We start from the raw sequence: 14352 nt of genomic DNA, 5'->3' as shown, positions 1-14352 counted from the left end.
TCAAGCGAATCATGATATCCACTCAGCTTACTTCACGCCGAACTTGTAGACGATTTGCGTGTGGTACACATCACCCGGCAACAAGGTTGTTGAAGGGAAGTTTGGCTGATTTGGCGAATCTGGGTAATGCTGTGGCTCAAGGCAGAAACCAGTACGGAATTCATGCTTCATGCCTGACTGAGCCGTGCTGCCATCGAGGAAGTTACCCGAGTAGAATTGTACCGCAGGCTCCAACGTCCATACTTCCAGAGTACGGCCTGAAGCAGGATCATAGACACTGGCCGCTTCGACCAACTCATCATCCATTGCCGCTTTCAACACGAAGTTGTGATCGTAACCTTTACCCAAAGCGAGTTGTTTGTGCTTGCCGCCAATATCGCGGCCAATCGCTTTTGCTTGGCGGAAGTCAAACTCAGTGTTGGCCACTGCCATCAACTCACCGGTCGGGATCAGGCCACCATCAACTGGCGTAATATGGCTGGAGTTAATCTGCAGTTGGTGATCCAAAATGTCACCTTTACCGGCCAGATTGAAATAGCTGTGCTGGGTCATGTTGACGACAGTCGGTTTGTCCGTTTCCGCTTGGAACTGCATATCCAGCGTGTTGTCGTTAGTCAGGGTATAAGTCACCTGCATATCCAATTCGCCTGGGTAGCCCTGATCGCCATCGGCGCTGGTTAACGTCAGCACCACACCAGAGCTGTTGCTGGTGGTAAACGGAGCCATTTTCCAAACGCGCTTATCAAAGCCTTGAACACCACCGTGGAGGTGATTGTCACCATCATTCGTTGCCAGTTGATACTCGGTGCCATTGAGGCTGAATTTACCTTTGGCAATACGGTTACCATAGCGGCCAATAATGGCGCCAAAGTAAGGGTTGGATGCAACATAGTCTTCCAGCGAATCCATCCCTAACACAATATTACCCAAGCGCCCTTTGGAGTCTGGCGTTTCTAGGCGGGTAATGATGCCGCCATAACCGATGACATCGAGTTCGATTCCATTGCTGTTACGCAAGGTTACTTTTTCTACCGGAGTGGCATCGGCAAGCACGCCATAGTGCTCCATCTGAGCCGAAGGCAAGGTGGTCATTGATTTTCCTTTTGCATGGACAACTGGGGAGGCGCAAACAGTGGCCCCCACAAGCAAAGCTGTAATAGCAGTCGAGGACAGATTTCTCACCATGGAGCGACGGGAAATCGGTTGAAGTAACTCGCGTAACATAGGGCACCTTTTATCATTTAATACGACTATTAATTTTAAGAAAAAAAAGCAGGGTAAAACTCCCGTAGCTCCCCACTCTCAACCAAGACACAGTCCATTCCTGCGCGTTGAGCCGCTTGCAGGCCTATTTCCGTATCTTCGAATACAATGCATTGCTCCGGCGGCACTCCCATTTGGCTAGCCACCGTCAAAAATGTTTCTGGGTGAGGCTTGCCAAGTGCCACATCACAAGCGGTAACCAGCGCATTCAGCCGGTTCAGTAGCTGGTGATGACCAAGTAACTCCATCGCATGGGAGCGTGTTGAGCCGGTGCCAACGCCAACCCGTTGGCTATCATTTGCAGTGACAAGAAGGCGGACGATTGCGCCGAAGGTGGCGGGCATCTCACTGTCGCTCTCTTGTACCGTATGTTTGTATTCGGTCACTTCATCAGGGCAGTGATTGCGACCAAATTTGTCGTTCAACAGCTCAATAGTTGCCCTCGTAGGCACCCCACCTAACGAGTGTAGGTAGTCGCCATCATAAGGGTAACCATAGTGTTCGCAGGTCTGTTGCCACGCAGCTAACGACCTTGGCATGGAGTCGATTAATGTGCCGTCCATGTCGAAAATCAAGCCGCGATAATTGGCCAAATTAACCATTGAACGCTGTCCTCTCGGGTAGCGGGCAGCGATCGATCCGCTGCCCAAAACAAGGGCGTTAAACGCCCTGCTTCAACTGGTAATAGGCAGCGCTATTGCGCAGCTCTTGTTTCAGCGTGCGAATCGTCGTGGCGTCGTCAATCACCACAGTTTCAACACCCGCCATATCGGCATAATCAAGTATCATGTCGGTGGTGACAGCTTGGCTGTACGCGGTGTGGTGAGCGCCACCGGCATGGATCCAAGCAGCAGCTGCAATTTGCAAGTTTGGCTTAGGCTCCCATAGTGCTGATGCAACAGGCAGGTTTGGTAAGTCGGCCGGCGGTGTCAGGGTATCCACTTCATTGACTAGAATGCGGAAGCGATTACCCATATCGATAGGCGACACATTGATCGCTGGGCCTGCTTTGGCGGTGAAGCGCAAACGAGCAACGTCGCATTTCACACCAATGGTGTGGCGGTGTACCGACAGCGCAGGCTTGGCATCCGCAATTGATGGGCAAACTTCAAGCATGTGCGCGCCAAGTACCTGATCGCTTGAGCCAAAGTTATAGGTGTAATCCTCCATGAAGGAACAACCACCTTCACGACCCTGACCCATCACTTTCATGATCCGTACCATGGCCGCGGTCTTCCAGTCACCCTCGCCACCATAGCCGAAGCCTTGCGACATCAGACGTTGGGTAGCCAAACCTGGCAGACCCGTCATGCCGGCTAGGTTTTCGAAACAGTTGGTGAATGCGCCAAAGCCGCCATCATCAAGGAACTTACGCATACCAAGCTCTAAGCGCGCTTCGTTAACCAACATTTGCTTGCTGTATTCGTCGGCCAAAATGGCATCAACGCCAGTGTAGTCATTGCGGTACAGCTCGAGTTGAGCGGCCACATCAGCATCAGTGATTTGATCGATAACCGATACTAAATCGGCAATACCAAAGCCATGAACTTGATAACCAAAGGTAATTTGCGCCGCAACTTTGTCACCTTCGGTCACTGCAACGTGACGCATGTTGTCGCCGAAACGAGCCACTTTCAGTGACTGGCTTTCGGCCCAACCCAGAGCAGCACGGCACCAATCGTCAATTTCCTGTTGAACGTGGGCTTGCCGCCAGTGGCCAACGACCACTTTGCGCTCTTTACGCATCCGGGTGCCGATAAAACCAAATTCGCGGTCACCGTGAGCACTCTGGTGAGTGTTCATGTAGTTCATATCAATGTCTGCCCAAGGTAGCGCAGCATTGAATTGGGTGTGCAAGTGCAACCAAGGTTTGGTCAACACGTTAAGACCTGCAATCCACATTTTCGCAGGCGAGAATGTGTGCATCCACAGCACCAAACCGACACAGTTTGGATCACTATTGGCTTGCAAACAGACCTCGAGGATCTCTTCTGGCGATTTTACCGTTGGCTTACAAACCAACTCGGTCGCAATAGTGTTTTCGCTATTCAAACCATTGACGATGGCTTGGCTATTTTGGGCAACTTCAGCAAGTACCTTTGGCCCGTATAAGTGTTGCGAGCCGGTGACAAACCAAACTTGTTTCGCTGATGTAGTGTTCATAATTTGTTTCCTTGGTAATCAGTTGTTCGGTTACTTGGACTGGCCGTAGTAAGCGTCTTTACCGTGTTTTCTTAAATAGTGTTTGTCCAAAATGGCCTGCTTCAACGGCTCCGCTTTTGGATCAAGCGTTCGGGTGAGGTATGCCATGCGGGCAATTTCCTCAAGCAAGGCAGCGTGATAAACCGATTCGGCGCCATCTTTGCCCCATGTAAATGGCGCATGGCCCGCGACAATCACCATAGGCGCGGCCTTAGGATCGCGGTTCTGATACGCTTCAGTGATTTGAATACCGGTTTCTTCTTCGTAATCACCCTGAACTTGCTCATCGGTCAGCACTCGGGTACAAACGATGTCGCCGTGGACATAATCCGCATGCGTGGTTCCCAAGCATGGTATTGACTGCTTCGCTTGCGCCCAAGCCGTGGCGTAGGTGGAATGGGTGTGCGTGACACCACCGATGTCGGCAAAATGGCGATACAAATGGGTGTGGGTTTTGGTGTCTGATGAAGGTCTCATAGTGCCTTCAACAATGTTGTTTTCTAAATCGACAACAACAATATCTTCCGGCTTCATGGCATCGTAAGACACACCTGAAGGTTTAATCGCCACAACACCAGCGGCGCGATCAATTTGTGACACGTTGCCGAAGGTGTAAATCACTAAGCCGCGGTTTTGCAGCTCCATGTTGGCTTCATAAACTTCGCGCTTCAGTTCGGTGTACTTGCTCATTGCACACCTCCGTTCACGAAGCCACCATTCACAAAGGAACCAAGGCTTTGGTATTTGGCATACAGGGCATCGTAAACAGCCACGCGGCTGTCGTTTGGTTGGTAGGACTTACAAACTGGTGATGCCATCACTTGCTGGGCTGTCGCTACATCTGGATGCTCACCGGCAGCAACAGCGGCCATAATGGCAGCACCTAAGGCACAGCTCTGATCGCTCTCAAGCACTTCAATCTGGCAGTTCCAGATATCGGCACAGGTTTGCATAACGTAGTCAGACTTTTTCGAAATACCGCCAATCACGACCACAGAGTCAATCGCCACGCCTTCCTCGCGGAAACGCTCGGTGATCGCCCGTGAACCAAAGGCGGTTGCTTCAACAATGACTTTAAACAAGCTGGCTGCATCAGTACCCATTTTCATTCCGGCAACGGCCATCGAAGCACGCTGATCGGCATCAGGCGTACGGCGACCATTAATCCAGTCAAGAGCAACAACATCTGATTCTGAAGGGGCAATCTGGCTTGCCGCTTCGGAGATCTTCATCAACAGCAGATCATCGATTTGAGCAATCGCTTCGGCATCATTGCTGACATTCGTCAGTGGCAGTAATTGCCGCACTGGCCACATCAACAATTTCTTGTACCAAGCGTACAAATCACCGAAAGCGGATTGACCAGCTTCCATGCCGATCAAATCCGGGACCACGGATCCATCGACTTGACCACAAATGCCTTTGACGCAGGTATCGCCCACGACTTCTGGCAGAGCCACGGTAATATCACAGGTTGAAGTACCCATTACTTTGGTGAGTACGCCTGGACGAACGTTGGCAGCAACGGCCCCCATGTGGCAATCAAAGGCACCATAACCAACTGCGATTCCGACAGGTAATCCAAGCTTTTCAGCCCACTCGGCAGTTAACTGGCCAGCAACTTGGTCACTTGCCTGAGTTGCTGGGTTTAGTTTGCTCACCAAACCATCGAGTAACGGATCAATCGCGGTGAAGAATTCATTCGCTGGGAACCCACCCCACTCCGCATTCCACATTAATTTGTGACCCGCGGCGCAGCGCCCGAGGACAAAGTTGTCTGGGTGAGTGGTGCCGCACATCAGTGCAGTCATCCAGTCGCAATGCTCAACCCACATGTGGGTATTGCCTTTTACCGATTGATCGTTACGGAAAATGTGCAATGCCTTTGCCCAGTACCATTCAGAGGAATAAGTACCACCCATGTATTTCAGGTATTGCGCGTCTGATTGAGCGGCCGCTTTGGTGATTTCCTCGGCTTCAACAATCGCGGTGTGGTCTTTCCACAGCACGAACATGGCATTGGGGTTTTCTTTAAATGACTCAGTCAACGCCAGAGGTACGCCCTCAGCATTCACTGCTACCGGCGTTGAACCGGTGGTATCGAAGCTCATGCCAACAATGTTGGCAGCAACTTCTGCTGGAACTGATTCCAACACGCCATTAACAACCGCAATCAAGCTGTCAATGTAATCTTGTGGGTGCTGGCGGTATTGGTCTTTCGACGGATCGCAGAATAACCCCTGGCTCCAGCGGGGATACAAATATGAAAACGTGGCTACTTCTTCGCCCGTCGTGGTGTTAACCACGAGGGCACGCACTGAATCGGAGCCAAAATCCAGTCCCAATGTGAAACGAGACATAAACACCTTCAAATAAATCAGGAAGAGGATACAAACTTTAATTGTACTATAATATCAATATTGTTAAATTGTAAAGGTAATATAGTACTACCAATAAATACCTCGTTAGCTTATTGTGAGATGGATCAAACCCTGATCTACTGATGATGGCTTGAGGACAGAACCAGCAAATAAGGATTCAAATGACTAGCCAACTTATTCAGCTAAAGCAGATGACGACAGTGGTTGCCGATACCGGCGATTTTGAAGCCATCGGCACTTACAAGCCCGAAGATGCGACGACTAACCCATCGTTATTGCTCAAAGCAATGATGATTGAGAAATACCAACCACTAGCCAGCCAAGCCATTGACTGGGCCAAAGCACAAAACAGTGATGATGTTGTGGCTGCCGCCGCCGATAAACTATCGGTTTTGATTGGCATGAAGTTGCTTGAGCAGGTCCCAGGTTTGGTCTCAACTGAAGTGGATGCACGCCTGTCATTTGACACTCAGGCGACCATCGAAAAAGCCCGTCAGTTGATTGAACTGTACCGTCAAGAAGGCGCAGATACCTCGCGCGTGCTGATCAAAATTGCCTCTACTTGGGAAGGTATTCAGGCCGCTAAAGTGCTCGAAGCTGAAGGCATTCGTTGTAACCTGACGTTAATCTTTGCTTTTGAACAAGCGCGCGCTTGTGCTGAGGTGGGTGCTTATCTGATCTCGCCATTTGTTGGTCGAATTCTGGATTGGTATAAAGCCAATCAACCTGATACCGATTTCTCAGGCGATAACGATCCGGGCGTGCAGTCAGTGAAGCAAATTTACAGCTACTTCAAACAACACCAGTTTGACACTGTCGTGATGGGTGCCAGCTTCCGTAATATTGGTGAAATCCAGTCATTGGCTGGCTGTGATCGCCTGACCATTAGCCCTGCACTATTGGCCGAGCTGGAGCAAACCGATGCGCCACTGGAGCGTCGCCTGCAGCCAACCACAGACACCACGGAACAAGAGCAGCCATTAACCGAGCAAGAGTTCCGCTGGGCGATGAATAACGACCCAATGTCGCACGATAAGTTGGCCGAAGGTATTCGCCAATTTGCCAAAGACCAAGTTGCCTTGGAGGCAATGCTAGCCAAGCTAGTTTAATCCCACCGCTTCAACTAAGAAAAAGGCCGGCTCTGTTTAGAGCCGGCCTTTTTAATTAGCCAAACATACTTTCCTACTCGGACTAACCGACTAGCTCTTTTGCCTTCGCAACGACCTTGTCAACCGTAAAGCCAAAATGCTTCAACAGTGCTGGACCCGGTGCTGACTCACCAAAGCAATCGATACCAATCGCAGCGCCGTTACCGGCGATGTACTTGTGCCAGAAATCAGGGTGTGCCGCTTCAACCACCAGCTTCGGACATGCAGGTGGTAACACGGCCTCTTTGTAAGCTGCCAGCTGACCATCAAATCGCTCAGTACATGGCATCGACACCACGCGCGCTTGCACACCTTGCTCTGCGAGCTGCTCAGCCGCGCCGGTTGCCAACGACACCTCAGAGCCTGTGGCAATCAACACAATATCAGGGTCCGATAAGGTTTCGCGGAGGATGTAGCCACCTTTGGCAACGTTTGCCAATTGCTCGTCGTTACGCGGCTCAGCCTTGGTATTCTGGCGCGAGAACACCAGCGCACTTGGACCATTGGCTCGTTTGACCGACTCTACCCAAGCCACTGCCGCTTCAGCGCTATCGCACGGACGCCAAGTATCAAGATTCGGGGTAAGTCGCAAGTTCGCCAACTGCTCGACTGGTTGGTGAGTTGGGCCATCTTCGCCCTGACCAATTGAGTCGTGGGTGTAGACGAAGATACTTTGAGCTTTCATCAATGCCGACATCCGCACAGCGTTGCGCGCATATTCCATAAACATCAGGAAGGTTGCGCCAAACGGGATGAAACCACCGTGCAATGCAATACCATTCATGATGGCACTCATGCCAAACTCACGAACGCCGTAGAATACATAATTACCGGAAGCTTCGTCCTGCAAACCTTTAGCCTCTGGCCATAGGGTCAAGTTTGAGCCAGCTAAATCGGCTGATCCGCCCAATAATTCAGGCAACTGATTGGCCAGAAAACCAATGCTGTTTTGCGACGCTTTACGAGTCGGCAAATCGGCTTGCTGTTCTTGGCACTGACGAATGAAGTCCAGCGCTTTGCTGTCAAAGTCTGCTGGTAACTCCTGATCAATCACACGGCGTTTAAACTCCGCGGCCAACTCTGGGAACTGCTGCTTGTAATCTTCGAATAGCTGCTGCCATTCATCAAATCGCCCTTGGCCAGAGACCGTTGCATCCCAAGCCAGATAGACTTCATTCGGCACCACAAACGGTGCATGAGGCCAATCTAACTGCTGACGAACCGCATCAATCTCTTCGGCTCCCAACGGCGCCCCGTGACAATCATGACTGCCCGACTTATTTGGCGAACCAAAGCCAATCGTCGTTTTACAGCAGATCAGCGTTGGCTTACTGCTTTCTTGCTTGGCTTGTTCAATTGCTGCGGTAATAGCGGCAGCATCGTGACCATCAACATCGCGGATCACATGCCAGCCGTAAGCTTCGAATCGACTTGCTGTGTCATCACTGAACCAGCCCTCGACATGGCCATCAATAGAGATGCCATTGTCATCCCAAAACGCAATCAGCTTGCCTAAGCCTAGAGTGCCTGCCAGTGAACATGATTCGTGAGAAATACCTTCCATCATGCAACCATCACCTAAGAAGCAATAGGTGTAGTGATCCACCAAGTCAAAAGCTGGCTTGTTAAACTGCGCAGCTAGGGTTTTCTCGGCGATCGCCATCCCTACTGCATTGGCAATACCTGCCCCGAGTGGGCCGGTTGTGGTCTCAACGCCCGGCGTGTAACCCACTTCAGGGTGACCAGGCGTTTTTGAGTGAAGCTGACGGAATTGCTTCAAATCATCAATTGAAACGTCGTAGCCCGACAAATGCAGTAGCGAGTAAATCAGCATCGAGCCGTGACCATTGGACAGGACGAAACGATCGCGGTTAGCCCAATCAGGGTTAAGCGGATGATGCGATAAAAAGTTTTGCCACAGGACGGTAGCGATATCGGCCATGCCCATTGGCGCTCCTGGGTGGCCGGAAGCAGCTTTTTGTACTGCATCAACCGTGAGCATTCGAATGGCGTTTGCCGACTCTGTGTGAGACTTACTATTCATTATTGACACCTAACAACATTTTTATAATATTGTATGATTATATGTTTTATGATCGTAAAATCAACTTTCGATACTTAAAATTGCAAGCGCCGCAAACGATCAAGAGGCAGAGGATCGAGTACGAACTAACGGCAAATACCAAATTGGATTAGCACAAGACATCGTCCAAGCGGGCACATCCACCACCTTCAAAAAAATTAACTCAACATCATGTTTTAATTATCATTTTTGTTTTATTGACGTGTTTGTTTTTCGTCACCTGTCAAAATTTCATCCCCCAAAAAGTCGATCGGTAGCTCAGTTTAAGCTTTGTTTACTCAACTATAGTGGTGTACGAGTTGGCCACTTTTTATATCAGTCTGACATTGAAAATTAATTGGAGTCGGTAATGCATGGTTCAGGGTACATGGACAGGCGACAGTCACTACGCTTGGATATGGAAAAACACCTCATTGAATTGAGTTGGACGGAGCAAACTTCCGAAATAACTCGCACCGTCATGTGTTTTGATGTGTCTGGCGGCGGCTTGCAGGTTGAGATGGATAGACCCCTCTCTCTCGACACTGCCGTTAAGGTGAAATTCTCCCCTTCCGAGCCAATTAGCAAACAGTTTGAAGCGAAAGTTATTCGCGTCACCAAAACAGAAAGCGGCTGGTTCAACCTAGGTCTGATATTTACTAACAAGTCTCAAAAGCAGCTAGGAGCAACACGATGATTATTGTTGTCGGAGGAGAGAAAGGCGGCAGCGGTAAAAGCTGCCTGGCGCAAAACTTGGCCGTCTATTTCACGAAATTCAAAAACAGCAAAGTGTTGATGGTTGACTGCGATCCGCAGCGCACCACTTCGGATTGGATTCAAGCACGTAACAATTGTGAAGAGCTGCCCGCAATTAACTGCGTTCAGCTTTACGGTAAAATCAGAAATGATCTACTCAGTCTAGAGCAACATTATGATGCCATCGTGGTCGATTGCGGCGGCCAAGACAATCTTGCACTCAGGGGCTCAATCAGCGTTGCAGAACATGTTTTAGTGCCGTTAAGGCCCAAACGAAGAGACCTGAAAACAGTACCTCATATGGAAGACTTGTTATCAACCTGCAAGATGGTCAACCCAAAAATGAAAGCATCATTTGTTATCACCCAATGCCCCTCGTTGCCGTCTCAAGCCAATCGTATTTTAGAAGCAAAAGAAGTCTGTAAAACCTACTTTATTAACGTTCTGGATGCCATTACCTTCAGCCGTAACATATATGATGACAGCGAAGAAAATGGTAAGTCAGTGCTTGAAATGGAACCTGAAGGAAAAGCAGCTCAGGAGATCATTGCGATAGCGGAAGAAATGCTGGATTACGATCCTGGATACAGTCATGAGTTTAGCTGATCTCAAGAACAAGGGCGGTAAAAAGCCGAAAAAACAAGTGTCTGTGGATGAATTCATCGATGATGCCAAAGCCTACGCCGTTGGTAAGTCCAACTTGGGAGCGCATAATAAGGCGTCTGCGCCCACACGAAAACGTAACTTCAAAAATGCCACATTTACCTTGTCACCGGCCAATATCGAGCACTTGAATGAGCTGGCAGCTTCATCTGGTCTGGCTAAGTCGAAATTGATTCGAATTTTAATCGAACAAGCTAAAAACGACGGTAAGTTCAACAAAAATGAAAGATAAAGTTGAGCACGACTCAGAGATTCTTAGCGAATACAGATAACAGCTTCAGAGCAAGACCGCTGTGATCATCAGCGGTATTTTTATCAGCCCCTTTGCCACCATATACAGAAAGTAACGTCTCACATCGGTTGATTGAGTTGTTTCAGTCCCTGATTCAAGTCGGTAGTCCAACTGGTAACCATTCGTCGGATTTGCTGAGTGTTATCAACCGAGCTTTGTCTTACCGCGCGACTCCATTCCGTCGCTTGTTGATGATCAACCGCTCTGGCCAACATTTCGCCCGTGCTCGCATCGTACAAGTCAACCACCAGCGTCATGTGCCCTGCACTCTGGGCATAGACCGAGGTACGGCCTGAATGACTCATGTCATCAAGGTTTGCCAAATAAACATCAACCAATCGCGGCACCACAACCAGCGTGTTGTCAGTGTGCTGGGAGACCATTTGAAAATGCCCTTGTTGTTTGGTGACCGCACTAAAGGTTTCAGCAAATAATTGCTGAATTTTTGGCGTGACATTGGCGATCGCTCGGTTCATTTGGTTGCGAGTACTGAACGAGCTGCGATAGGCTTTCTCACGAAAGGACACTTGGACTTGCGCCAACATCAGGTTGTCGTAACGGGCAAAATCAGCAGCCTCATTAACCAGCAGTTGATCAACACGGGGCGACTCCACCGCCGTCAGCTGCGTGGTTTGGCTATGTTGAACCTCGCTGCGATTCTCATCACTCGCCACACTAGCAAATGAGGCGCACGCCAAACTGATGCAGACAGCTAATACTGATAAAGATTTCATGGTAATTCACTCCTCAATAGATGGTGTCGCGAGCAATAAAGAGGACTTCAAGTCCTTTTGAAAGCCCCACAACTGATAACCATTAGTGGCTCTTGTCGCGACAAATAATAGAGCGGAGATGACGCGAGAAAAATGGCCACCACTGAGACGCACTGTCTCAAAAACTGCAACACTGTTTAGCCAGCAACGAGGCAGAATCACTACATCACCCGAAACGTGATAAACGTCATCCGGTTTTGCTTTGGTTTGTTAGAGAAATGAATCCTCATCCACTAGGCTGTTAAGAAGTAGCTAGAGCCTGCTGAACTTTGGTGTATGAATTTTGTTCGTTCAAAATGCTCTTTTGAGCAAGAAACGAGCTATGCCGTATAGCAAAGATCAACAGGCTCTCATATGAAGGGGAGCGACGATGACTGACGCCCAAGTTGAAGAAAGCTATGGTCACACAGCTCGAATCGAGCTCAGCTTCGGCTCTTATATGCGATTGGCGCTATTTATCAGCGTCACCTTTGCGCTGTTTATTACCATCGTACTCATCTTGCTCGGTCAACCGGATACCACATCACGAGTGAATACCGCTCATATCCACCAATGGATTACTCTTTATACCTTCATCGGCTTCTTGCTATTTAACTTGTTCAGCGCTGCGCTGTCTTTTCTGGTCTATCGAGCTTGGTGCCAGCAACAACATGGCTTAACCATGAAGGGCAAATTCGCGCTGAAAACTGATGATTACTAGAAAACGCAAGGTAACCCCAGACGTTGGCAACAGAAGGTATTCCATGTCTCGATTTGCAGTATCAATGACTAGTCAGCAACTCGCCCTCATTGGTTTGCTAAAGCGGAGGGTGCTTGTCATGGCATGGATTGTCGCCTTCGCTATGACATCATCGTTAGCTAACGCTGGCACAATCAGCTTGGTGACAAATCTAGCGCCTCCTTATCAGGTGCAGCAGGCTGACGGCATTTCAGGTACCTCCGTCGCCACTCTTCTGTGTATTTTTGAACAACTAGAGTTGAATTCAGACATCACTATTTTGCCGTGGAAGCGTGCCTTAAAACACCTAGAGAAAGGTTTATCAGATGGCTTGTTCAGCGCTTCCTACGATCCAAACGTGAATCGATTTGCTACCCTGAGCGCGCCAATCGCCATTGAAAAGTGGTACTTTTTCTTTGCCTCTCATGAGCCACAACCGCCCACCGAAAACACCCCGATTGGCGTTATTCTCGGCAGCAATCAGGACAAATGGCTAAGCCAACTTGGCTATCACAAATTGCAGCGTGTTGGCAGTTATCCTCAGCTGATCAAGCTGGCCATGTCAAAGCGCGTTGATGCCGTTGCCGCCGATGCCCAAGCCTTTACCCAAGCATTAGTGAGCCACTTCGACACTCAGCCTAAGTTCAGTAAAACCTTTATCAAATATGCGCCATTGGGCGTTTATTTTAACAATGGTTTTATTGATAAAGAGCAGCACTTCTTAACCAACTTTAATGCCCAGACACCCACTTGCACTAATGACACCATTACCCTCGCTCAAGACGAATTAACTGCGCTCAAGTCAATCGTATTGGAGCATTTAAATAGTTGGATAAAAGCGCCAGTAGTCATCGATACAGTGAAACAACAAAACGCTCGCAATAGTTATTTATCGCTGTCGCAAGTCAATGCCCTTGAGCAGCAATGGCAGCGCAAGCGGCCTTCTCTAGAAGCGCACGGCCAATTGTTAAAAACCAATTTGCTGTCAGAGTATTTTCAGCAGGTAAAACGTCAATCGGGCGGGCTGTACAATGAAATCATCGCCATGGATCGCAACGGCTTGGTCATTGCGATGAGCGATTTGACCACAGATCTGTGGCAGGGAGATGAAGATAAATTCACTCAAACTTTTAACGCAGGCCCTGATGCTCTGTTTATCGACCACCTCAGATACGATGAATCCACCCATAAATTCCAGGTTCAGTTCAGTATTACGCTGAGCGATGAAAACCAAACCGCAATCGGCGCCCTGACTGTTGGTGTTGACGTTGAGTATGCATTGGCATCCTCTCAAGTGATTGCCAGCCTCAATTAATAATGACGTAGGTTTAATCACTCACCGATTCGGCTGCTCGCATTCCGGGCAGCCGTTTCATCAACCCCAATATCAGGCTGATGACAAACGCTAGCAGCAAGTAAATGCCGCCATAATCTTCTGAAGTAAGCAGCCAACCAAAGGCCATTTCCAAAATAGCCGCCACCACAGCAAGCGCAATAAACAAACCGAAGGTCCAGTAGGCAATAAAGCCTGCGGCTCGGGCCCGTCGCGATTTAACTTTTTGCAGGTGCTCAATGCCCCAGAACCCAACGACAATGACGATGGCAAAAAACACAAAGCCAATAATGGTATCGAATGGATCTTCGCCATTGGTTTGCGTATCGCGGATCTCGGACACCGCCATAATCACCAACAGTAACAACAACGGGATGGCGATAAATTTTTGCTTATTGTTGAATTGATGGCCGCTTTTCGGGCCAAGCTGTTCAAGGGTTTCTGCCTCAATGGCTGCTAAGGTTTCGGCTGATAAGCCAGACTCTCGCTTCTTTTGCTCCAATTCAATTTTCAACTGCATCACTTCCAGCCGAGTTTTGATATCGCCTGCTCGATTGCCCTTATTGCGATTTAATCCCAAGCCCTCAATCAGCCGCCCTCCGTATAGCACCAAGTAGTAAAGCAGCAACAAGATCCCTGCACCCGCATTGGATTTAAAGGTATCAATTAGTGTCGTGACTTCGCTCGGCTCCATGATCAGGCCTCATCGCCAGAGTGCTTGTTCTTTGAGCTTAGAAGCTTAGCTTGCAGATGTATAAATT

At 49.1% G+C, this 14352-nt stretch carries 14 protein-coding genes; 6 read left to right on the top strand and 8 right to left on the bottom strand.

The genetic code is table 11. The features are described from left to right. Window positions 1-27 precede the first annotated feature (27 nt). From IC617_RS06125 to IC617_RS06105, 5 genes are all read right to left on the bottom strand, one after another. Entirely contained in the window at window positions 28-1092 is a 1065-nt protein-coding gene (locus IC617_RS06125; RefSeq protein WP_224745833.1) for an aldose epimerase family protein, read from the bottom strand. A 167-nt stretch (window positions 1093-1259) separates the two neighbouring features. After that, on the bottom strand, window positions 1260-1865 hold the full coding sequence (locus IC617_RS06120; protein ID WP_191144104.1) for an HAD family hydrolase: 606 nt from the start codon (window positions 1863-1865) through the stop codon (window positions 1260-1262). A 58-nt stretch (window positions 1866-1923) separates the two neighbouring features. Beyond that, window positions 1924-3426 carry an L-arabinose isomerase gene (gene araA / locus IC617_RS06115; protein WP_191144103.1) on the bottom strand — a complete coding sequence of 501 codons (1503 nt, stop codon included), beginning with the start codon at window positions 3424-3426 and terminating at the stop codon, window positions 1924-1926. 30 nt (window positions 3427-3456) lie between these two features. Further along, a complete protein-coding gene (locus IC617_RS06110) occupies window positions 3457-4155 on the bottom strand; it encodes an L-ribulose-5-phosphate 4-epimerase (protein WP_191144102.1) in 699 nt (232 codons plus the stop codon). Further along, entirely contained in the window at window positions 4152-5825 is a 1674-nt protein-coding gene (locus IC617_RS06105; RefSeq protein ID WP_191144101.1) for a ribulokinase, read from the bottom strand. Before IC617_RS06105 ends, IC617_RS06110 begins: the two co-directional genes overlap by 4 nt. Before the next feature lie 182 nt (window positions 5826-6007). Between IC617_RS06105 and tal the strand changes: the two genes are divergently transcribed. Then, window positions 6008-6955 (top strand): transaldolase, encoded by a 948-nt coding sequence (gene tal / locus IC617_RS06100; protein WP_191144100.1) that lies wholly within the window; start codon window positions 6008-6010, stop codon window positions 6953-6955. A gap of 82 nt (window positions 6956-7037) precedes the next feature. On the opposite strand, the gene tkt is transcribed toward tal, so the two are convergent. Beyond that, on the bottom strand, window positions 7038-9038 hold the full coding sequence (gene tkt, locus IC617_RS06095; protein WP_191144099.1) for a transketolase: 2001 nt from the start codon (window positions 9036-9038) through the stop codon (window positions 7038-7040). Window positions 9039-9426: 388 nt separating this feature from the next. Here tkt and IC617_RS06090 point away from each other — a divergent pair, with 388 nt between their 5' ends. Genes IC617_RS06090 through IC617_RS06080 form a run of 3 tightly spaced genes read left to right on the top strand, consistent with a single transcriptional unit; the run spans window position 9427 to window position 10707 of the window. Continuing rightward, window positions 9427-9753, top strand: a complete 327-nt coding sequence (locus IC617_RS06090; RefSeq protein ID WP_369410369.1) for a PilZ domain-containing protein — start codon at window positions 9427-9429, stop codon at window positions 9751-9753. Next, window positions 9750-10418, top strand: coding sequence for an AAA family ATPase (locus IC617_RS06085; protein WP_191144097.1), 669 nt, complete (start codon window positions 9750-9752; stop codon window positions 10416-10418). Before IC617_RS06090 ends, IC617_RS06085 begins: the two co-directional genes overlap by 4 nt. Beyond that, window positions 10405-10707, top strand: a complete 303-nt coding sequence (locus tag IC617_RS06080; protein ID WP_191144096.1) for a ribbon-helix-helix domain-containing protein — start codon at window positions 10405-10407, stop codon at window positions 10705-10707. The genes IC617_RS06085 and IC617_RS06080 overlap by 14 nt, the downstream gene beginning before the upstream one ends. A gap of 119 nt (window positions 10708-10826) precedes the next feature. Here the strand turns inward: IC617_RS06080 and IC617_RS06075 are convergent, their stop codons facing one another. Further along, window positions 10827-11501: a DUF3313 domain-containing protein gene (locus IC617_RS06075; protein WP_191144095.1), complete on the bottom strand. Its 675-nt coding sequence runs from the start codon at window positions 11499-11501 to the stop codon at window positions 10827-10829. A gap of 409 nt (window positions 11502-11910) precedes the next feature. On the opposite strand from IC617_RS06075, the gene IC617_RS06070 reads away from it, so the two are divergent. Continuing rightward, window positions 11911-12240: a hypothetical protein gene (locus IC617_RS06070; protein WP_191144094.1), complete on the top strand. Its 330-nt coding sequence runs from the start codon at window positions 11911-11913 to the stop codon at window positions 12238-12240. A 118-nt stretch (window positions 12241-12358) separates the two neighbouring features. Beyond that, window positions 12359-13573 carry a transporter substrate-binding domain-containing protein gene (locus IC617_RS06065; RefSeq protein ID WP_191144093.1) on the top strand — a complete coding sequence of 405 codons (1215 nt, stop codon included), beginning with the start codon at window positions 12359-12361 and terminating at the stop codon, window positions 13571-13573. Between the two features lie 13 nt (window positions 13574-13586). Here the strand turns inward: IC617_RS06065 and IC617_RS06060 are convergent, their stop codons facing one another. Then, window positions 13587-14285: a hypothetical protein gene (locus IC617_RS06060; RefSeq protein WP_191144092.1), complete on the bottom strand. Its 699-nt coding sequence runs from the start codon at window positions 14283-14285 to the stop codon at window positions 13587-13589. Window positions 14286-14352: the final 67 nt, after the last annotated feature.

The organism is Neiella litorisoli, from assembly GCF_014773395.1.
Classification (GTDB): Bacteria; Pseudomonadota; Gammaproteobacteria; order Enterobacterales; family Neiellaceae; genus Neiella; species Neiella litorisoli.
This window is presented reverse-complemented; position numbering and strand designations above follow the sequence as displayed.